At 65.5% G+C, this 19,720-nt stretch carries 17 protein-coding genes; 10 read left to right on the top strand and 7 right to left on the bottom strand.

All coding sequences use genetic code 11. From position 1 onward, the window contains the following. Nucleotides 1–206 precede the first annotated feature (206 nt). Nucleotides 207–398, bottom strand: coding sequence for a hypothetical protein (locus NLM15_RS31665; RefSeq protein ID WP_254121691.1), 192 nt, complete (start codon nt 396–398; stop codon nt 207–209). 53 nt (nt 399–451) lie between these two features. Further along, nucleotides 452–856 (bottom strand): response regulator, encoded by a 405-nt coding sequence (locus NLM15_RS31660; protein WP_254121690.1) that lies wholly within the window; start codon nt 854–856, stop codon nt 452–454. A gap of 82 nt (nt 857–938) precedes the next feature. Here NLM15_RS31660 and NLM15_RS31655 point away from each other — a divergent pair, with 82 nt between their 5' ends. The 9 genes from NLM15_RS31655 (at nt 939) to NLM15_RS31615 (ending at nt 9,975) form a co-directional block, all read left to right on the top strand. Beyond that, complete coding sequence (locus NLM15_RS31655; protein WP_254121689.1) at nt 939–1,946, top strand: chemotaxis protein CheB; 1,008 nt, start codon at nt 939–941, stop codon at nt 1,944–1,946. Nucleotides 1,947–1,955: 9 nt separating this feature from the next. Then, nucleotides 1,956–2,225, top strand: a complete 270-nt coding sequence (locus NLM15_RS31650; protein WP_254121688.1) for a hypothetical protein — start codon at nt 1,956–1,958, stop codon at nt 2,223–2,225. Nucleotides 2,226–2,497: 272 nt separating this feature from the next. Beyond that, complete coding sequence (locus NLM15_RS31645) at nt 2,498–5,668, top strand: CheR family methyltransferase (protein WP_254121687.1); 3,171 nt, start codon at nt 2,498–2,500, stop codon at nt 5,666–5,668. Further along, complete coding sequence (locus tag NLM15_RS31640; protein ID WP_254121686.1) at nt 5,668–6,414, top strand: Crp/Fnr family transcriptional regulator; 747 nt, start codon at nt 5,668–5,670, stop codon at nt 6,412–6,414. The genes NLM15_RS31645 and NLM15_RS31640 overlap by 1 nt, the downstream gene beginning before the upstream one ends. An 83-nt stretch (nt 6,415–6,497) precedes the next feature. Next, a complete protein-coding gene (locus NLM15_RS31635; RefSeq protein ID WP_254121685.1) occupies nt 6,498–6,710 on the top strand; it encodes a hypothetical protein in 213 nt (70 codons plus the stop codon). A gap of 48 nt (nt 6,711–6,758) precedes the next feature. Next, nucleotides 6,759–6,941 carry a hypothetical protein gene (locus tag NLM15_RS31630; RefSeq protein ID WP_254121684.1) on the top strand — a complete coding sequence of 61 codons (183 nt, stop codon included), beginning with the start codon at nt 6,759–6,761 and terminating at the stop codon, nt 6,939–6,941. A 212-nt stretch (nt 6,942–7,153) separates the two neighbouring features. Beyond that, the gene (locus tag NLM15_RS31625) at nt 7,154–7,360 is read left to right on the top strand and encodes a hypothetical protein (RefSeq protein WP_254121683.1); all 207 of its coding nucleotides are present in this window, start codon (nt 7,154–7,156) and stop codon (nt 7,358–7,360) included. Between the two features lie 2 nt (nt 7,361–7,362). Next, nucleotides 7,363–7,572 (top strand): hypothetical protein, encoded by a 210-nt coding sequence (locus NLM15_RS31620; RefSeq protein ID WP_254121682.1) that lies wholly within the window; start codon nt 7,363–7,365, stop codon nt 7,570–7,572. An 81-nt stretch (nt 7,573–7,653) separates the two neighbouring features. Beyond that, the gene (locus tag NLM15_RS31615) at nt 7,654–9,975 is read left to right on the top strand and encodes a molybdopterin guanine dinucleotide-containing S/N-oxide reductase (protein ID WP_254121681.1); all 2,322 of its coding nucleotides are present in this window, start codon (nt 7,654–7,656) and stop codon (nt 9,973–9,975) included. A gap of 57 nt (nt 9,976–10,032) precedes the next feature. Here NLM15_RS31615 and NLM15_RS31610 read toward each other — a convergent pair whose 3' ends face one another. Then, nucleotides 10,033–11,016: a helix-turn-helix domain-containing protein gene (locus NLM15_RS31610; protein WP_254121680.1), complete on the bottom strand. Its 984-nt coding sequence runs from the start codon at nt 11,014–11,016 to the stop codon at nt 10,033–10,035. A gap of 348 nt (nt 11,017–11,364) precedes the next feature. Between NLM15_RS31610 and NLM15_RS31605 the strand changes: the two genes are divergently transcribed. Then, on the top strand, nt 11,365–14,238 hold the full coding sequence (locus tag NLM15_RS31605) for a winged helix-turn-helix domain-containing protein (RefSeq protein WP_254121679.1): 2,874 nt from the start codon (nt 11,365–11,367) through the stop codon (nt 14,236–14,238). Between the two features lie 6 nt (nt 14,239–14,244). Here NLM15_RS31605 and NLM15_RS31600 read toward each other — a convergent pair whose 3' ends face one another. The 4 genes from NLM15_RS31600 to NLM15_RS31585 all read right to left on the bottom strand — a co-directional run bounded on the left by NLM15_RS31600 (nt 14,245) and on the right by NLM15_RS31585 (nt 19,708). Further along, entirely contained in the window at nt 14,245–14,964 is a 720-nt protein-coding gene (locus NLM15_RS31600) for a hypothetical protein (RefSeq protein WP_254121678.1), read from the bottom strand. Nucleotides 14,965–15,148: 184 nt separating this feature from the next. Next, the gene (locus NLM15_RS31595; RefSeq protein ID WP_254121677.1) at nt 15,149–15,850 is read right to left on the bottom strand and encodes a type 1 glutamine amidotransferase domain-containing protein; all 702 of its coding nucleotides are present in this window, start codon (nt 15,848–15,850) and stop codon (nt 15,149–15,151) included. A 194-nt stretch (nt 15,851–16,044) separates the two neighbouring features. Continuing rightward, nucleotides 16,045–16,752, bottom strand: a complete 708-nt coding sequence (locus NLM15_RS31590) for a hypothetical protein (RefSeq protein ID WP_254121676.1) — start codon at nt 16,750–16,752, stop codon at nt 16,045–16,047. Between the two features lie 118 nt (nt 16,753–16,870). Beyond that, nucleotides 16,871–19,708 (bottom strand): winged helix-turn-helix domain-containing protein, encoded by a 2,838-nt coding sequence (locus NLM15_RS31585; protein ID WP_254121675.1) that lies wholly within the window; start codon nt 19,706–19,708, stop codon nt 16,871–16,873. Between the last annotated feature and the right edge of the window lie 12 nt (nt 19,709–19,720).

The following is a 19,720-nucleotide window of genomic DNA, read 5'->3' as shown; positions in this document are numbered from 1 at the left end:
ATCGCGTCGAACAGGCCTTTGTCGCAACGGCAATCACGGGTTTCGTCGTGATGATGGCGGCAATCGTCTGGATGATGATAACTTGACGGCCGGGAGACTTCCTGATTTGCGCGTTGCGCTGCCCTATGCTGCGGTGGCCCTGTGCCTGGCGGTGACTGCTTGGCTCGCTTTCGCGCATCTATTCTGATCGGCTGCGTGCCTGCAGTTCAGTGGTCGCTGCCACCTCTCGCGCTGTCCCGGTGCGGCGGCTGGCGGCGTTCCTGCTCCAGCTCATCGCGCAGGCGTTGCGCGCTCACGAGATGGTCGCTGCTGCGCAGCAACAACATGGCCTCGCGAACCAGCTTGTGCGAATGGCTCAGCAGCTGTTTGTCGATGGCGGTATTAGGTGCATAGATCATCGAAGGTTCCTTGTGTCTTGCCGGGATGGCGAAGGAACACGCCTCGTTGCGTGTCAAATCGCAGGATCGGCGATGAGTTCGGCCAGTTTCTGTGCCATGGCCGCGAGGTCGATCGGTTTTTCCAGCAGCGGCACGTCCTGAAATTCCGGACCGACAATGATCTTGTCATATCCCGTCGTGAACACGAAGGGCACGTTCCGCGCCTTCAGTTCGCGGGCGATCGGAAAGATCCTCTCGCTGCGGATGTTCACGTCAAGCACTGCGGCATCAAGGATGCTGCCGTCGTGCAGGATCTTGAGCGCATCCTCGAGGTGACCGACGGGACCGACGATTTCGGCACCGAGCCCGCGCAACGTATTGCGGATGTCATCGGCGAGAAAATATTCGTCCTCGACGACGAGAATGCGCCGCCCGTCCAGTTGGGTTCGTTGAGGTGACAATGTGGGCGATATCGCCATGGCGCCTCCAGCCGCTGCGAGCCATAGGAACATAAGACGGAGGCCCGCCTTGGTGCAAACGATGCAACCGAAGGTGGGTTCCATGAGCAACCGCGACATCATCGTCATCGGGGGCTCGGCCGGAGCGACCGCGCCGCTGAAGCAGATCCTCGGGCGGCTGCCAACGGATTTGCCGGCCGCCATCTTCGTGGTCCTGCACATTCCGGCGCAGGGCATCGGCATCCTATCGACGGTTGCGAGCAGTGCCGGCCCGCTTCCGGTCCGGCAGGCCCAAAACGGCATGACGATCGAGCCGGGCCATGTCTATCTGGCCGCGCCGGACCACCATCTGATGCTGTCGGAACATCAGGTTTTCCTCGGGCGCGGCCCGCGCGAGAACATGGTTCGGCCGGCGATCGACGCCTTGTTCCGCTCCGCAGCCCTTTATCACGGACCGCGTGTCGTCGGTGTGCTCCTGAGCGGCCTGTTGTCCGATGGCGCCGCTGGCCTCAATGCCATCAAACGCTGCGGCGGGATGACAGTGGTCCAGGACCCCTCGGACGCCGTCGCCAGCGATATGCCGCGAAATGCGCTCGAGGCGACCACCGTCGACCTCTGCGTTCCGGGCGCCACCATGGGCGACGTTCTGTCCGAGCTCGTCAGGGAGCAGGCGGGAGTTGCCTTGCCGATTCCGCCCGAGATCAGGCTTGAGGTCGAGATCGCGACCGGCGAGCGGATCGGGAGCGACAAGCTCGTCGCAATGGCCGATCCCGTCGCGCTGACCTGTCCGGGATGTGGCGGGGTGCTTTCCGCGATCAAGGAGGCGCGCCCGATGCGTTTCCGCTGTCAGGTCGGCCATGCCTTCACTGCCGACATCCTCGCCAAGGAGAAGGAAGGGCGGGTCGACGAAGCCTTGCGCGTCGCGCTGCGCATCATCGAGGAGCGGGCGGAACTGGTGCAGCGCATGGCTGCTGACGGCCGGCGCAGCGGCCGGGCCGCCATCGCCGAATTGTACGCGGCGCGGGCCGCCGAGTATCGTGAATATGCCGACATGATCCGGCGTATCGTGCTACAATCGCTCGATCCTCCGGCTCGCAAGCCCGAGGCTTGAGGCCCAACGATGGCCGTCTCTTTCGCCGAGCAGCTCAATGCCGAGCAGCGCCTTCTCGTCAAGGCCGATCGGGATATCGAGGAGGGCTGGCAGCGCATCCGCGACCAGGAGGAACGGGTGCGTGAGCTGATGGCGGACGGCCACGACACGCGCCAGGCGGAACGGCTGGTCGAGCTGCTCAAGCAGACCCTGACCGAGTGGGAACGTCACCGCGTCCTGATCGAGGAGCGGGTGGCGTATCTGCGGCAGCAAGTCGATCCGGCACGGCCGGGCCGTTGACGGCTCGCCTCGGCGCTTCGAACATTCAATCGGGCTGCCGCTTCTCGCTGCCGCCCGCCTGATCCCGCATGATCAGGCCCAGCGTTCATGGATGCCCGCATCGCGGTTCCGAAAGCTGCGATCCACCATGGACCGGAGGGCTACAGCGATCTGCCATCAAAAGCTCTGCATGACATTTTCGCCTTTGGCCTCTTGGGGTAATATCAATTTCTGCTATTTGCAGGAACCGGGCATCCCCCGGGTCCCGCCAGCAAGCGAAAGCTACGAGAGCCATGCATGAAGTCGGCGACCAGCCGGTCGAGAGAGAGCGTCAGATCAGGTCCCCGCTGATCATCGGGGTCGGCGCTTCGCCCGGCGCACTTGACAGCATCGAGCGCTTCTTTGCCAAGCTGGCCATCGGCGCCGACCAGACCATCGTGCTGGCGCTTCAGCATCACGAGGCCTTCGATGGAGCCCGGCTGCGCCAGATCGTGCAGGGGGCGAATGGCGGCAAGGTCGCGGACGTCGGAGATGGCCAGGCGATCGAAGGCGGCACGATCTATCTGTGCCCGCCGGCGATGATCACCACCATCCAGGGCGAGCGATTCGCGATCCGCAAGGCCGAGCAGGCGCCCGGCGAGCGGGCCACGATCGACAGCTTCCTGGTGTCGCTGGCGGAAGAGCGCGCCGAACAATCGATCGGCGTCATCCTCGCCGGCACCGGCGGTGATGGTACGCTTGGCACCGCGACGCTCAAGGATCACGGTGGTCTCGCCATCGCCGAGAAGATCGTGAACCGCGAAGAGGCCGATCATCTTCTCGACGGCAACATGCCGGCGGCGATCGCCGATTACGTGCTGCCGCCCGAAGATATTCCCGAGCACATCCAGGTCTATGCCCGTCATCTGCGCCGCCTGGACGAGAAGCACGGTTTTGACGAGGTGCTCGCCGCGGCCGCGACCTCGCTGTCGCGCATCGCCGACATCCTGCGCAACAAGACCGGCAATGATTTCCACGGCTACAAGCAGAACACCTTCCTGCGCCGCGTGCAGCGGCGCATGCAGGTGGTCCAGATCGACGACATCCCCGCCTATGTCGATTTTCTCCGCAACGACAAGGACGAAGCGCAGAACCTCTTCAACGACCTCTTGATCGGCGTCACCGAGTTCTTCCGCGACAAGCGCGAGTTCGAGGTGCTCGAGGCCCAGATAATCCCGAAGATCTTCGAGGGCAAGGGCACCGGCCAGCAGGTTCGCGTTTGGGTGCTCGGCTGCGCCACCGGCGAGGAAGCCTATTCGATCGGCATTCTCCTGCGCGAGCACATGGCGACACTCGACTCCGCGCCGCAGGTCCAGATCTTCGCCACCGACATCGACGGGCGGGCGCTCGCGACCGCGCGCGTCGGCCGCTACCGCACCAACATCGAGGCCGACATGACCAGCGAGCGCCTGGCGCGTTGGTTCGTGCGCGAGGGCGACACCTATTGCGTGGTGAAGGAGCTGCGCGAGATGTGCATCTTCTCCCAGCACAACGTCATCAAGGACGCGCCGTTCTCCAAGCTCGACCTCGTCTCCTGCCGCAACCTGCTGATCTATCTCAATGCCGAATTGCAGAACCGGGTGATCCCGCTGTTCCACTTCGCGCTGCTGTCCGACCGCTATCTCTTCCTCGGCAATTCCGAGAACGTGACGCGGCACCCGAAGCTGTTCGCACCCGTCGACCGCCGCGCCCGCATCTTCAAGAAGCTCGAGACCGGAACGCGGCTGCCGCCGGAATTTCCGATCACGACCTCGGCGGGGAGGGTGCCCGTCGAAGTGCCGACGGTTCGCTCGTTCGGCCCGGACGTCGGGCTGGAGCGCCGCGCGCAAAGGGTCGCGGAGCGCTACGCGCCCGCCTATGTCATCACCGACGACAATTTCCAGATCCTGCATTTCTCCGGGCGTACCGGGCGCTATATCGAGCCGACGGCGGGCGCCGCCACGCTCGACCTGCTCCAGCTCGTGCACCGCGATATCCGCCTGGAGCTGCGCACGGCGCTCAGCCGGGCCGCCGAGACCAACGAGCCCGCCCATGCCGAGCAGGTGCAGCTCGGGGTGAACGGTCACCGCGTCCTGGTCGACATCACCGTCGAGCCGATCCAGGACGGCGCCGGCGGCCATCGTAATTTCGTCGTCCTGTTCAAGGACGGCCCGGTCCGCACCCTCGAGGCCGATCAGAGCAATCCCAATGCGCTGGTGCGCACCGAGCATGTCGAGCGTCTCGAAAGCGAGCTGCGCGCGACGCGGGAGCGCCTCCAGGCCACCATCGAGGAGCTGGAGAGCACCAATGAAGAGCTGAAATCCTCGAACGAGGAATACCAGTCGCTCAACGAGGAGCTTCAGTCGGCGAACGAGGAGCTCGAGACTTCGCGTGAGGAGTTGCAGTCGGTCAACGAGGAGCTGACCACCGTCAATGGCGAGTTGGCGCATCGTGTCCAGGAACTGACGCGCGCCACCAGCGACCTCAAGAATTTCCTCGAGAGCACGCAGATCGCCACCGTATTCCTCGACAACGATCTGCGCGTGATGAATTTCACGCCCGCGATCACGCAGGTGCTGCATCTCGTGGAAACCGACGCCGGCCGCCCCATTGCCCACATCAAGGCGCGCATTCCGATCGAGGAGCTCTACGAGGACGTCCGCCGCGTGCTGCGAACGCTGGCGAGCGCCGAGCGCGAGTTGAGCGCGCCGGACAGCGGCACGCGTTACATCGTGCGTATCCTGCCTTATCGCAGCATCGACAATTTCATCGCCGGGGTCGTCATCACCTTCATCGACGTCACCGCGATCACCCGCGCCGAGGAGCGGCAGCGCCTGCTGCTGGCCGAGCTCCAGCATCGCGTCCGCAATACGCTTGGCGTCGTGCGCTCGATCGCTCGCCGCTCTGCGGAATCCAGCTCCACCGTGGAGGAATACGCCGCTCATCTCGACGGCCGGCTGAACGCCTTTGCGCGCACCCAGGCACTCGTGACTCGCGATCCCGAGGGCGGCGTCGACCTCGAATATCTCGTGGTCGAGGAGCTTCTCGCCTACAACGCCCGTGAGGGCGAGCAGATGCGGGTGTCCGGACCGAAGGTGCGCTTCCAGCCCAAGGCCGCGGAAACCTTCGCACTCGCGCTGCACGAGCTTGCGACCAACGCGCTGAAATACGGCGCCCTCAGCCTGCCGACCGGGCGCATCGAGGTCGCCTGGCGCCTCGATGAGATTGCGGAGCCCGCGGAGCTGGTGTTCGAATGGCGCGAGCGGGGCGGGCCGCAGGTCACGCCGCCGCCACGAAAGGGTTTTGGCACGGAGCTTCTGGAGCGTACGCTGGCGTTCGAGTTCAAGGGGCAGACCATGATGGCGTTCAATCCTGCTGGGCTGCGATGCACCATCACGCTTCCCCTCACCAAGCGCACGTTCCATACACCTGCGGTGGCTGGCTGATGACTTTGTCGACCTCCGATCGGAGCCTGGTGGAGCCGGTCTTTCGCCGGCTGAATGCGCTGAGGATCTTGTCGGCGGAAGCCCGTGCATCCCTTGAATATGCGATGCTTGAAGGTCTCGAGCGTGCCGGCTCCGGCGAGGACCTGATCTCGGAGGGGGATCCCGTCGACAGCGTCCGTGTCGTGCTGTCGGGCTGGCTCTGCCGCTACAAGACGCTCGAGGACGGCCGGCGGCAGATCGTCAATTTCGTCTTTCCGGGCGAGAGCTGCGATGCGCATGCCTATCTGCTCTCGGTCATGGACCATTCCATCGCGACGCTGACACCGGTCATCTACACTGAAATCAAGCGCACGCGTTTCGAGAGTCTGGTGGCGGCCGACCGCACGCTCGCGGAAGCGTTCTGGTGCGAGACCCTCGTCAACAACGCCGTCCAGCGCGAATGGGCCATCAATCTCGGGCGCCGCGTCGCGCTGGAGCGGGTGGCGCATCTGTTCTGTGAGATCTTCGAGCGGCTTCGTCCCGTCGGGATGGTCGACGGCACTTCCTGCCTCATGCCCATCACGCAGATGGACCTCGCCGACGCCACCGGATTGTCGGTGGTCCATCTCAATCGGACCGTCCAGGAGCTGCGCGCCTCAGGCCTGATCGTGCTGCGCGAGCGCACCTTGACCATCAACGATCTCGATGCGCTCAAGGACGCGGCGCTGTTTTCGCCGAGTTATCTGCAACTGTACCGGCGGAGCTGAGCTTTGGGGTGGATGCCCCTCAAATGTTCGGGATTTCGGGGTGGGGGCCGTGGAACTAGGCGCAGCCCGTGTTAAGTTCCCCAATGATGGTCGAGGATGATCCCCTGTTCTCGCGCGCCGCGGCGGCTATCGCCGAGAGCCAGACCTTGGCCACCGAGCACCAGCTCCTTCTTCAAGAGATGGCCGCCATTTACGAACAACGCATGCTGAGCGCCATGAGGGCGGCCAATCACCTCAAGCTGTCGGAGCAGCAGCTGATCGAGCGCTACCGCAGGCTGGGCGGTGACGTCTTTTAAGTAACCTAAGCAAATGCCGGGTGGCGATGCTGCTGCTATGACGGAGAAATGCGCGACCCGCTCTTTGCCCGCGCGACCCGCGCGATTGAGGCGAGCCGCGATCTCCGGAGCCAGCATCGACTGGTCACGGATCGGCATGACCGCGCCCTGGACGAGGCGCGCCTGGCGGTGATGGAAAGCGCCATGGTTCGTTCGGAGATCAAGGCGCACCGCGATAACCGGAAAGACTAGCACGCGTCGGCGAGTGCATCGCTTGCTCGCCTGCTGTCGTCGCAAGCAAAATTCCGCGCGGTTAACTTATTGAAATGCCGGAACCCGTTGTTGCGGCCGAAGCTACGAAGACTGTCGGCCTGGGCCGTCCAGCCGGCACGAACCTGGGCCCGGCGCTCAGCCTCCCCGCCGGGCCCAATTTCCTTGTATCCGAAGTCCCTTGCGAAGGTACAATGACTGCCAAACGCAACCGCAGGAAACAGACCCAGTCGCTCCAGCAGCGGTTGGCGACATTCGCCGAAAACGCCCGCGAACGCGCGCGTAACCTGCCGCCCGGCAAGGAGCGCGAGATGCTGCTGCGACGTGCCAAGCAGAACGAGATGACCTCGAACCTGACGGACTGGCTGAGCGCGCCTGTCTATCCGAGACGAAGAGCATGACCATGCGGAGCATCAAGCACTACCGCGCTTTCCAGATCGATCCGGACAGGCACGTGTTTGGATGCATCAATCTCGCCTGCGACGATGACGAGCAGGCCAAGCGCGAGGCCGCCGCGCTCGTTCTGATCCATCGCATCGAGCTGTGGCGGCTGGACCGGCGGATCGCGCAATTCGGCCTGCCGCCGGAAGATGTTCGCTGCACGGGAGCCTAGCGTTTGCGTCAGGCCTGATCTCGATGACATCGGAACGTGGATCGGTATACTGCCACCACCGACCGGAACAAGGATCAGACGATGGACGATACGATTGGCTTTCCCGACCCCGGCCTCGACCTGTCTGACGGCTTCAAGCCCCACACCTCGCATTGGGGCGTGTTTTCGGCCCGTCAAGGCGCAGCCGGGCTCGAGGTCAGGGCCTATGCGGGCGATCCCGATCCGAACGGCATCATCGACAATTTCCCCGGCGCGCTGCGGCATCAGGCGCGAATCGCCCAGCCCGCGATCCGCCGCGGCTGGCTCGAACGTGGTCCGGGCCCGGACGACCGTCGCGGCCGCGACGAGTTCGTCTCCGTGAGCTGGGAGAAGGCGCTCGATCTCCTCGGCGACGAGCTCGGCCGCATCCGCGACACGCGCGGGCCCGGCGCGGTGTTCGGCGGCTCTTATGGCTGGTCGAGCGCGGGCCGCTTCCATCACGCTCAGAGCCAGGTGCATCGCTTCCTCAACGTCGCGATGGGCGGCTATGTGCGCTCGGTGAACTCCTATTCCTCGGGCGCGTCCTCGGTGCTGCTGCCGCAGATCCTGGCGGGCTACGAGGACATCACCAAGCGCAACGTGACCTGGGAGCAGATCGCTGCCGATACCGACATCGTGCTGGCGTTCGGCGGCATGGCGCTGAAGAATTCCATGGTGGCCGGCGGCTCGATCAGCAAGCATGTCGAGCGCGGCGCCATGGAAGCGGCGCGCCGTCGCGGCTGCGAGTTCATCCTGGTCAGCCCGCTCCGCGACGATCTTCCCGTCGAGGCCGGCGCGGAATGGATGACTTGCGTGCCCGGCACCGACACCGCGCTGATGCTCGGCATCGTCCACACGCTGGTCGCAGAAGGCCTGCACGACCAGGCCTTCCTCGATCGCTACACGGAAGGGTGGCCCGTGTTCCTGCGCTATCTCACCGGCGAGAGCGACGGCCAGCCCAAGCACGCCGAATGGGCCGCCGCGATCTCAGGCGTCGAGGCAGACACGATCCGTGCGCTCGCCCGTCGCGTCGCCGGAAAGCGCGCGCTGATCACCGTCTCGCATTCGCTCCAGCGCGCCGAACATGGTGAGCAGCCAGTATGGATGGGCATGGTGCTCGCGGCAGCGCTCGGCCAGATCGGCCTTCCCGGCGGCGGCTACGCCTATTCGTTGGGAGCGATCGGCTATTACGGCCGCCGCGTCAACGACGTGCCGGGGCCGACGCTGGGACAGGGCCGCAATGGCGTGCGCGATTTCATTCCGGTGGCGCGCATCGCCGACATGCTGCTCAACCCCGGCAGCACCTATCGCTACAACGGCGAGACGCGCACCTATCCCGACATCCGCCTCGTCTACTGGGCCGGCGGCAATCCCTTCCATCACCACCAGGACATCAACCGCCTGCGCAAGGCTTTTGCGAAAGTCGACACGCTGGTCGTGCACGAACTCGGCTGGACCGCCACCGCGCGGCACGCCGACATCGTGCTGCCGGCGACGATGACGCTCGAGCGCGAGGACATCGGCTATTCCAGCAACGACCCCTTGATGGTCGCCATGCACCGGATCGCCGAGCCGTTCGGTCTTGCGCGCGACGATTACGAGATTTTCGCCGATCTTGCCGAACGGCTCGGCGCGCGTGAACCTTTCACCGAAGGCCGCACGTCGCGGCAATGGCTGGAACATCTCTACGAGCCGACCCGGGCTTCGCTCGAAGCGCGCGGCCTCGAGGCTCCTGACTTCGACGAATTCTGGAAGCGCGGCAGCCTGGTCGTGCCGCAACAGCCCGACGACGGCGGCCGGCTGCGCAGTTTTCGCGAGGACCCGGCCGCGCATCCGCTGCCGACGCCGAGCGGCCGCATCGAGATATTTTCGCGGAAGATCGCGGGCCATGGCGATGCCGATTGTCCCGGCCATCCGGTCTGGCTCGACAAGTCCGACATGCCCAGGCGAGGGGCGCCGTGCTTCCTCGTCGCCAACCAGCCGGTGACGCGCCTGCACAGCCAGCTCGATTTCGGCGGACATTCGCTGGGAGCAAAGCATCGCGGCCGCGAGGTCGCGCGCATGAACCCGCGCGATGCGACGGCGCGCGGCATCGTGGACGGCGACATCATCCGCCTGTTCAACGAACGCGGCGCCTGCCTTGCGGCAGTTCATGTCACCGACGGCATCGCGCCCGGCGTGGTGCAGCTGCCGACCGGCGCGTGGTACGACCCGATGGACCCCGAGGACGAGGCGCCGCTCTGCGTCCACGGCAATCCCAACGTGCTCACCCGCGACATCGGCACCTCGTCGTTTGCGCAAGGATGCACCGGGCAGCTGACGACGGTGGAGGTGGAGAAGTTCACCGGCAATCTGCCACCGATCCGGGCGTTCGATCCGGTGTAGGCGCGTCGCCGGGACGTAGCCCGGATGGAGCGAAGCCCACACCGAACCAATCGCGAACTACGCAGCCGCGCCCATCCAGTCGCTGTCCGCAGCAGGACGGCGCCGCGGAAGCGCTTCCGCAGCAGGCCGGACAGACTTGCTGGTCAGGCGCCAGCGTGCCGGAGACTGGCCGCTGATGCGCTTGAACACGGTCGAAAAATGCGCCTGGGTGCTGAAGCCGACGGCAAGCGCGATCTCCGCAAGGGGCCGCTCGGTCGTCGTGAGCAAGGTCTTCGCGTACTCGACCCGGTGATTGAGCAGATATTCGCGCGGGCGGTAGCCGGTCGCGGCGCGGAACTGTGCCGCGAAATGCATCCTGGAGAGGCCTGCGACATTGGCGAGCTCGGACAGGCTGATGCAGCGATCAAAGTGATCGGCGATATATTGCTCGACCCGCCGCAGCCGCCATTTCGGCAAGGCATTGACCTTTGCGCGCGGCAGCTCGAGCCGGGTCAGATGCATCGCGAGGGTTTGGCCGATGCAGCGCGCGAACTGCTGGTCCGCGGCATCGCCACCCTCGGTCAGTGCCTTGGCGAGCTCGGCGGCGAGCGGGTCGCGTAGCAGGACGAGGTCATTGAGGCCCTCGGTCGCGGGCAACGCCGCCGGAAAATGATCGGACGAGATGTGGAAATGCAAGAAAGCGCACGGCGACTGGAATTGCACGCCGAGAAGATTCGATGGTGCGCTGACATACAGCGTCCCCGCGGGCATGGTGCCGTCGAAAATGATCTGACGGCCCCGGACTAGCTTCACCCGGGCGGTCTTCAAGGCGATGCCGACGAAATATCGATCCTCCGGCGTCGTCGCTTCGTGCGACGAGATGGCCCGAGGGTCCTCCCATCGCGAAATCGTGATGTCCGTGATGGCCGCGTCCGGGCCGCGGTCGATCTTGCGCCATCCGCTTTCCCGGGCGATGGCGGGCGTCTCGTGCGAAACCTCGCGATCACGCTGGCTGGCGGGAAATTCGGTCCAGGCATGCTCCGCCTGCAAGTCAGTCAACATCGCGCGTCCTCTCCTGGCCTCGCCGCCGCTTGCAACGCTCGGCCAACTCTCAATGCTTTCCATGGTCCGAGGATAGGCGTGAGCCGGGCAAGAAGCCCGTTAGTGATGATTAGGAGGTGTTAGATTTTGTGCGCGCACATAAGGTGTGACAGCCCGCCGCAGGACGTTTGATTTTGTCCATTTTTTCAACGATTTGCGTGAATCGGTGCGGTGTGAGGACATTGCAGGACATCGCGCGGCGATCGATGTGCGGGTGTGAGGCCGGCGCGGTGCCCTGCTGGACCGCGCGTCGACGGCGGGTATAGTCGCCGCGAATTTGAACGAAGTGGCCGTCAAGATGAGTCAGAAGTGACCGAGCTCCCGGCAGGACATCGCGCCCCCCGCAGCGGCGCCGGGGCGAGCCTCGATCTCGATGCCGTTTCGTTCGGACCGTTTTCGCTGCGGTCGCGGTTGCTCGAGAGAAACGGCGCGCCGGTCAAGCTCGGCAGCCGCGCAATGGACATTCTCCGTCTGCTCCTCAGCCGCGCCGGCGAAGTGGTGCCGAAGAACGAGATCCTCGCCTACGCGTGGTCCGGCCTCGCGGTCGAGGAGATCAGCCTGCGCGTCCATGTCGCCGAGTTGCGCAAGGTGCTCGGCGACGGCAAGGACGGGGCCCGCTACATCACCAACGTTCCGAGCCGGGGCTATTGCTTCGTCGCGCCTGTGCAACGTGGAGAGCGCAACGCTGCGCCGGTGCCCGCGCCGCGGGTAGCCGCGGCACCGCCGGCGGCCTTGCCGCATCGGCTGGACCGGATGATCGGTCGGCACGACGTGCTGCCCGAGCTGTCGGCGCGTCTGCTGAGCGACCGCTTCGTCACGCTGCGAGGACCGGGCGGCATCGGTAAGACCACGGTTGCGATCGCGCTCGCGCATGACATGTGGCAGGCATTCGAAGGCCACGTTCATTTCCTCGAATTCGGCCTGCTGAAGGACGCCACGCTGGTCGCGAGCACGGTTGCCGCCGCTCTGGGCCTCGTCGTGCACCACGACGATCCCTCCGGCAGCATCGTCAATTTTCTGCGCGGACGGCGGCTGCTTCTCATCCTCGACAGCTGCGAGCACGTCATCGACGAGGTCGCTCGTCTGGCAGAAAACATCTATCGCGAGGCGCCGGGCATTGCCATTCTCGCCACCAGCCGCGAGTCGCTGCTGGTGGAAGGCGAGCAGATCTTCGAGCTCGTTCCGCTGGCCGGCCCGCCGCAAGGCGCTCGCCTCAGTGCAGGCGAAGTGCTGGATTACCCGGCCGCGCAGCTGTTCATCGATCGTGCCGCGGCCGCAGGCCATCGGGGCGATATCACCGATGAGGATGCCGAGGTCCTCGCCGAGATCTGCGGCAAGCTTGACGGCATTGCGCTCGCGATCGAGCTCGCCGCCGTGCGCGTCGGCGTCTACGGATTGCGGGAGATGGCCGCGCTGCTCGACTCCAGGCTCAAGCTCGAATGGCGCGGACGGCGAACGGCGCCGCCACGGCAGCAGACGCTCGGCGCGACACTCGACTGGAGCTTTGGCCTGATCGGCGACAACGAGCGAACCGTGTTCCAGCGGCTCGCCATCTTCGCGGGCCCTTTCACGCTCAAGGGCGCAATGTCGGTCGCGGCGGAGGAGGGAGCACCAGGCGATCGTGTCGCCGATGCGCTGGAGCAGCTCGTGGCCAAGTCGTTGGTGTCGGCGCAGCCCGACGGCGCCTCGCGGCGCTATCGCCTGCTGGATGCCACGCGCGCCTATGCCATGCAGAAGCTGGTCGACGCAGGTGAAGCGGCCACGATCGCGCGCCGTCACACAGCATATGTTCAGCGCGCGCTCGAAGCCGGCATGGCGGAACAGGGCGGCGATCAGGCGTCCCGCCTGCAGGAGCGCGCGAGCCTGCTCGCGGATGGCCGTGCGGCGCTGGAATGGAGTTTTGCCAATGACGACGGCGCCGCCTTGCGCGTGCCGCTCGCCGGAAGCGCTGCAAGGCTGTTCGTCGAGCTCAATCTGCTGAACGAGGCGCGCATCTGGTCGGGCCGCGCGCTCGTGACGCTCGACGATGCCAACCAGGGCGGAAAATGGGAGCTCGAGCTCCAGTCGACGCTCGGCCACGCCTTCATGTTCACGGAGCGCAACAGCGAACAGGCCGAGGCCGCACTCCGGCGCGGGCTGGAGATCGCGGAAGCGCTCGGCGATCACGCCAATGCGTTCAGGCTGCTGTCGCGGCTGAACATGTTCTATCGCCGTACCGGCGACTACAGGCATCTGGTGCCGACCGCACTCCAGGCCGAGCGCATCGCCCGCCAGATCGGCGATACCGCGGGACTCGCAGGCAGCAAGGCGCTTCTCGGCGTGTCCTATCATCTTGCCGGAGACCAGGCAGCAGCGCAGGCCCATCTCGACGAGGGCGTGCGTGACGATGCCGCGCTGCGCGGGACGGAGCCCGGGCATTTCGCCTATTCACGCACGCCGCAGATTCCCCTCGCGCGCGTGTTGTGGCTGCGCGGCTTTCCCGAACGCGCGCTCGACTGCGTCCGCCCGCTCGTCGGTGCGGCTGCACCGCGCGACGTGGTGATGCATTGCATCGCGCTGTGCTGGTCATCCTCGGTGTTTGGCTGGGTCGGCGACTGGGCTGCCGTCGAGACGATGACCGCACGCCTGGCAACGCATGCGAGCGTGCACGGGCTCGGCCCCTATGAGGCCGTAGCGACCGGCTTTCGCGCGCAGACCATGATTGCCCGCGGCGAGGTGGCCGGCGGCATCGATCTGCTGCGCAGCGCGCTGCCGCGCCTTCATGCGGACCGCTACGAGCTCTACGCATCTGCGTTCGCCGCGGACCTGTCGCAAGGTTTGGCGGCCTTGGGGAGATTGACGGAAGGGCTGCAGGTCCTGCACGAGACGATTGCCCGCGTCGAGCAGGGCGGTGGAGGTTTTGACATGCCCGAGCTGCTCCGCCGGCGCGGCGACCTCGAGGCGCGCACCGGTGATCTCGATGCCGCCGAGGCGAGCTTTGCCGCATCGCTCAAGCTGGCCGAGCTACAGGGCGCCCTGTCCTGGCGATTGCGGACCGGGATGTCGCTTGCGGCGCTTCGGCGCCAGCAGAGCGTACAAGATCCGTACGACGATCTCGCCGCAACCTATGCCCGGTTCTCGGAAGGATTCGAGACCGCGGATCTGACGGCGGCGCGGCTCATGCTGGACGACGCATCCGCCTGAAAAGGCTCAGTCAAACCGGAAGTCCGCGAGATCGATCGACACCATCAGCTCTTCACGCAACGGCATCAGATCGTCGCCGCGCAGATAGATTCGCCGGCGGGTCGGGAGCGTGAAGCCGTCAACGGTGACGGGATCGGATACATAATGAGCCGCCGGAAAATTGCCGGCGATCTCGACCCGGTAGTCGTGCCGGCGGATGAGCATGTCGGGGCCAAAATAGAAATCCTGCTCGGCGCTGTGGCTTGCGATGACGGTGGGGAACGTCGCCCGCAAGCCGCGCCAGACCTCCGCGCCCTCGCGCCAGGGTGCGATCTCCCGGACCTCGAACCCGTCCAGCGCCAGCAGGAACGGCGCGGTCATGTAGGTCCAGAGCGCGTAGCCGCTGAAATAGGCGTGATGCAGCGGATCCCAATGCGTCCGCATATCGTGCCGCGCGAACGAGCCGCGCGGATCGTTGCGCACCGCGGCGATGCGACCGTCCGCGGCCACGATGGCGATCCGCTCCGGGCTGAACTCGGTGCGCTGGCCCGGCTTGCCGAACGGCTCCACGGCGGCCCGCTCGCGATGCAGCTCGATCCGCACCATGCGCGGCGCCTGGTCCTGATCGATGCCCTTCAAGACCCAGAGATCGCCGCCCGTCACGATCGTGGCGGTGAGGCGTCTGTGGGCATTCCATCGATCGAGCCCGCCATGGGCCTCGATCGCACTCGCCAGCAACGGGATCATCGGGCCATTCCCTCTCGCAGGGGTGAAGTCGCCCCGCTGGAGATACTCCCTGGTACAGACCACCGCTCGTTAAGCGTTGTTAAGTGCCGTTGGCGGGATTCATCATCGCGTCTTCTCCGAGGGATACCGCGGCGTCGAGAGGCGCCATCGCGGGCGCCTCTCGAGATGTGGCCGCATCCGGAAGTTACGAAGCCTTCGCCAGCGGCTTGCCCCTGAGGGCGGCGAGCAGCGCCTCTGCAGCCGGGCCCGACGAGTGCGGGTTCTGGCCGGTGATCAAGAGGCCGTCGCTGACGACGTGAGGAACCCAATTGGCCTTCTTCGAGAAGATGGCGCCGAGCCGCAGCATCTCGTCCTCGACCAGGAACGGAACCACCTTGGTGAGCCCAACTGCCTCCTCTTCACCGTTGGTGAAGCCGGTGACCTCCCTGCCTTGCACCAGCGGCTTGCCGTCCGGCGTCTTGACGTGGCGCAGCGCCGCCGGAGAGTGGCAGACGATCGCGACATGCTTGCCGGCGGCAAAGAACGACTCGATCAGCTTGACCGAGTTCGGGTCTTCGGCGAGGTCCCACATCGGGCCGTGGCCACCCGGATAGAACAGCGTGTCGAAGTCCTCTTGCCTGACGCTGTCGAGGCGAACGGTCTTGTCGAGCTGGGCTTCCGCAGCGGCGTCCGCTTCGAAGCGAAGCGTCAGATCGGTGCGAGAATCGGGCTCGTTGCTCTTGGGGTCGAGCGGCGGACGGCCACCGTTGGGCGAAGCCAGCGTGATCTCCGCGCCGGAATCCTTGAAGACGTAATAGGGGGCGGCAAGCTCTTCGAGCCAGAAGCCCGTCTTGCGTCCGGTGTTGCCGAGCTGGTCGTGGGAGGTGAGAACCATAAGAATCTTCATGACGGTCTCCTTGAGTGCGTTCACTGCAATGACGCACTCCCCCGTGGTGGAGATGCGCCGGCCTCGGTCTCGTTCGAGCACGACACTTGTTCGTTGCCCGCGAGCCCAATCTGCACCCAGGGCCGCCTGTTGGCTCGTTATGTATTGTTAGGCGTTGAGAGCAGTGACCGGTTGCCTGCTCTCGCGCGTCGCCGCTACTCGAACACGGCGTCGAAGATCTCGACGTCCATCAGCACGGGCTTAGCGATCACGGTTCCGTCCGGCCGCAACGTTTGTGCGCGCCGCAGGGTCGGCACGACGATGCCGCCGAAATTGTCGTGGGCCCAGGAGTGATGCGCGACCTTGGTTCCGAAGAGATCGTGATCCGTCCGCCGTTGCTGGGCATTCTCATCGAAGTAGAAGATCTGCTCGGGGGCGAGCGTGATCAGGTGTGGCGGGAACTGCGCCCGCAGTCGCCGCCAGGTGTCGGCGTTCTCGCGCCATGGAGTGAGCTCCTCCGTGACGACGTCGGGATGGGCGAGCATGAATGGGTTGGTCAGATAATTCCAGATCGCAACGCCGCAGAAGAAGACGAGGTGAAGTTCGTCCGCCAGCGTAGGAGAGCCGGTCTCGGGAAACGCAAGGCTCGGGTTGTTCCAGGTGCGCAGGACCTCGCCCTCGAGACTCTCAATCGTGATCGCGTCGGGCTGAAAGCAGCCGGAGTGTTCGCCCCCGGTGATGCCGGTGAAGCGGACCGACTGGGTGCGGGTCGAGCCCTCCGCCGTCACGTCCTTGAATTCGCTGGCATGTCCGGCGCTGGAGAACAGCGAGCCGCCGACGGAAAGGTGGAGCGTGAACCGGTTCAAGCTATTCCAGCGGGCCATACCGCCGCTGGCATCAATCACATCGTCAAGAAGCGCCATATCCCGCCATGTCCACCGTGAAGCGTCACCACCATGGCGGGGCGGGTGCGGCTTGGCATGTTAGAAGTTGTTAGGAATTGCGAGCAGGTGTTTTGGTGGTATCTCGTTGAAGATACTGTCAATTCAGCGCGCTCAGGAGCTCCCTGGCGGCCACGAGATCGCGGCTCTGGAGGCCTTCCTGGTAGCGCGCGACGAGCGGGGCGAGCAGGGCGCGTGCTTCGTCCGCTTGTCCGGCCTGGCGCCAGACCCGGCCGAGGCTGATCGCCCCGCGCAATTCCCAGCCGAGCGCGCTCTGCCGGCGCGACAGATCGAGCGATTTCCGGAAGCAGCTCATGGCCTCCGCGGCGTTGCCCGAGCGGACGAGGATGTCGCCTTTGACCCGGAGCATCTCCGGCATGTCGAAGGATTCGCCATGATCGGGAATCTGCGCAATGGCCTCGTTGATCGTGCGCAAGGCCTCGTCCGGCTGGTTCTCCGCCACGAGGCCCTCCGCCAGCACCGTCGCAAACACCGTCGTCATGATCCGGTGCCGCGTCGCGTACAGCGTGGCCTGGCTGCGGCGAAGATGTTCGATCCCGCCGGCGATGTCGCCGCGGCGAAGCATGAGTTCGCCCTTCTGGCCGATGCCGACGGCGTGATAGGGACCGAGGAAGTGCCGCGCCGAGTGGTCGATCAACCGCTCGATCAGGATTTCGGCGTTGGCCCAGTCGCCGACCCAGAGGAACACGTAGATCGTCCAGATCAGGGAGATGCCGAGGGTGAGCGGCTGTTCGAGCAGCTCGGCCTCGCGAACGGTGTATCTCGCGGCCTCGATCGCGCGATCGGGCTGGCCGGTGAGCCAGAGCCCGCGCGCCAGAGCGACCAGCGCCACAATGCGGTCGTCATAGCCGAGATGCCCGATGTTCAGCCGCTGCGAGCCGGGATTGTGCACCATCGCGCTCTCGCAGAACTGCACGGCCTTGTCCTGATTGCCGATCAGATGGTGCGCGACGCCCAGCATCCATTCCACGTTCAGCGCGGCGGCTGGATCATTCAGCTTGCGCGCAACGCTCTCGCCCTGCTCGCCGGTGCCGAGCGCGCCATGAAAGTCCCCGACCCGGGTCAGGTAGATGTGCAAACCGCGCAGCAGCCAGAGCTGCCAGTGCGAATCCTCGAGCTCCTGTGCAAGCTGAAGGCTGCGCGTGAACGCCGACCGGACCGCCTCGGTATTGCCTTGCGTGAACATCACGGAGACGCCGAGCGCGGCCTGAAGCGTCATCTCCTGACGGCTGTCCAATGGGGGCGCATCGGATGCGGTCAGTGCCTGCTGCGTCCAGCGAAAACACTCCGTCAGCAATGTCAGCTCGAGGAAGAACTGCGCAGCAGAGGCCGCCAGGTCCACGCCGATCGCCCGGTCGCCACTGTCGGAAAAGCTCCAGGTCAGCGCGGCCCTGACGTTGGGCAGACGGTCGGCATAGGGCAGGAAGCCGCCCGCGGTCTGCATGCCCGTGGATTTGAGTGCGATGTCGCGCAGGAGGTCGCGGAAATATTCGGCGTGAGCGCGCGCAACGCGGGTCGCTTCGCCGTTCTCGACGAGCTTCTCGCCGAGGAAGGCGCGGGTGGTGTCGAGCAGACGATAGCGCAGCCGCCGCTCCGCAGGCGAGGTTGCGATCAGCGATTTGGAGAGCAGGTTCGAGATCGCCTCGACCGCCTCGGATTCGCCGATGCCCTGGCTGGATGCAACGGCGAGCGCGGCTTCCAGCGTGAATGGCCCGACGAACACCGACAATCCACGCAGCGTTGCGCTTTCGGCGGCCGGCAGCAAATCATAGCTCCAGGCGAGCGCCGCGCTCAGGGTCTGGTGCCGCGGGATTGCGGTCCGGCGCCCCCGCCACAGCAGCGAGAAGCGGCTGTCGAGCAGCGAGGCAGTGCCGGCAATGCCATAGGCGTTGACGCGTCCGGCGGCGAGCTCGATCGCGAGCGCGATGCCATCCAGTCGCCGGCAGATCTCGGCAACAAGCGGTGCATCCTCTTCGCTGAGTTCGAAGTCGCCGAGGCTCTCGGCAATGCGTTCGACGAAGAGCTGGCTTGCAGGATATGCAAGGATGTCGGCGATGCCGAGCCCGTCGCGCTGCGGCGGGCAATCCAGCGGAAACAGCCGATGGACGCGTTCGCCTTCGGTGCGGAAGGATTCGCGGCTGGTGGCGAGAACGTGCAGCTCCGGCGCTTCCTGGACGATGTGCTCGGCCAGAGGCGCGAGCTCGTCGATGATGTGCTCGCAGCTGTCGAAGATCAGCAGCGTTCGCCGGCTGCGCAGGAACGTCAGCAGGCCCGGCATCGGGTCCTCGGAATTGACGGTCAGCCCGAGCGCGGCGGCGATGGTGCCGGGAACGAGCCTGGCGTCCGTCAGCGCGCCGAAATCAACGAAGCTGACCTGGCCGTCGAAGGCCTGGAGTTCGCCATGCGCGACCGCGAGCGCGACCGAGGTCTTGCCGATCCCGCCAGGACCGACAATCGTCACGAAACGATGCTGCGCAAGCTCGGTGGAAATGCGTTCGACCGCGTCGTCTCGTCCGATCATCCGGGCAAGCGGTGAGGGGAGCGCGTGAGGCGACGGGACGGCCGGGCCTGTCCGCTGCTCCGAGGCCCGGATCAGCGGGGCTGCGAAGCAATAGCCACGGCCGGGCACGTTGACGACATAGCGGGAGCCTTCGCCGGCATCGCCCAGGGCCTTGCGCAGCGTCGTGATGTGAAAGCGCAGGCTGCCCTCGTCGACGGTTACATCGGCCCACACGCGCTTGATCAACTCACGCTTGTCGATGACCTCACCCGCGCGTTCGGCGAGAAAAATGAGAATGTCGAGTGCGCGGCCGCCGAGGTGAAGCGGAGCCCCGTCTTTCTCGAGCAGGCGTGACTTGGGGGACAACCGGAATGGCCCGAAGGAAATCGCCGCATCCTGGTCGTTCGTGTCCGGCACGGGCCAATGATT

It is taken from the genome of Bradyrhizobium sp. CCGB20 (assembly GCF_024199855.1).
GTDB lineage: Bacteria > Pseudomonadota > Alphaproteobacteria > Rhizobiales > Xanthobacteraceae > Bradyrhizobium.
Note: the sequence above shows the minus strand (reverse complement) of the source record. Positions and strands in the feature narration are given on the sequence as shown.

Bases quoted from the DNA above. Each gene is read 5' to 3' on its own strand.
- NLM15_RS31665 (WP_254121691.1), bottom strand. From the start codon at position 398: ATGATCTATGCACCTAATACCGCCATCGACAAACAGCTGCTGAGCCAT.
- NLM15_RS31660 (WP_254121690.1), bottom strand. From the start codon at position 856: ATGGCGATATCGCCCACATTGTCACCTCAACGAACCCAACTGGACGGG.
- NLM15_RS31655 (WP_254121689.1), top strand. From the start codon at position 939: ATGAGCAACCGCGACATCATCGTCATCGGGGGCTCGGCCGGAGCGACC.
- NLM15_RS31650 (WP_254121688.1), top strand. From the start codon at position 1,956: ATGGCCGTCTCTTTCGCCGAGCAGCTCAATGCCGAGCAGCGCCTTCTC.
- NLM15_RS31645 (WP_254121687.1), top strand. From the start codon at position 2,498: ATGCATGAAGTCGGCGACCAGCCGGTCGAGAGAGAGCGTCAGATCAGG.
- NLM15_RS31640 (WP_254121686.1), top strand. From the start codon at position 5,668: ATGACTTTGTCGACCTCCGATCGGAGCCTGGTGGAGCCGGTCTTTCGC.
- NLM15_RS31635 (WP_254121685.1), top strand. From the start codon at position 6,498: ATGATGGTCGAGGATGATCCCCTGTTCTCGCGCGCCGCGGCGGCTATC.
- NLM15_RS31630 (WP_254121684.1), top strand. From the start codon at position 6,759: ATGCGCGACCCGCTCTTTGCCCGCGCGACCCGCGCGATTGAGGCGAGC.
- NLM15_RS31625 (WP_254121683.1), top strand. From the start codon at position 7,154: ATGACTGCCAAACGCAACCGCAGGAAACAGACCCAGTCGCTCCAGCAG.
- NLM15_RS31620 (WP_254121682.1), top strand. From the start codon at position 7,363: ATGCGGAGCATCAAGCACTACCGCGCTTTCCAGATCGATCCGGACAGG.
- NLM15_RS31615 (WP_254121681.1), top strand. From the start codon at position 7,654: ATGGACGATACGATTGGCTTTCCCGACCCCGGCCTCGACCTGTCTGAC.
- NLM15_RS31610 (WP_254121680.1), bottom strand. From the start codon at position 11,016: ATGTTGACTGACTTGCAGGCGGAGCATGCCTGGACCGAATTTCCCGCC.
- NLM15_RS31600 (WP_254121678.1), bottom strand. From the start codon at position 14,964: ATGATCCCGTTGCTGGCGAGTGCGATCGAGGCCCATGGCGGGCTCGAT.
- NLM15_RS31595 (WP_254121677.1), bottom strand. From the start codon at position 15,850: ATGAAGATTCTTATGGTTCTCACCTCCCACGACCAGCTCGGCAACACC.
- NLM15_RS31590 (WP_254121676.1), bottom strand. From the start codon at position 16,752: ATGGCGCTTCTTGACGATGTGATTGATGCCAGCGGCGGTATGGCCCGC.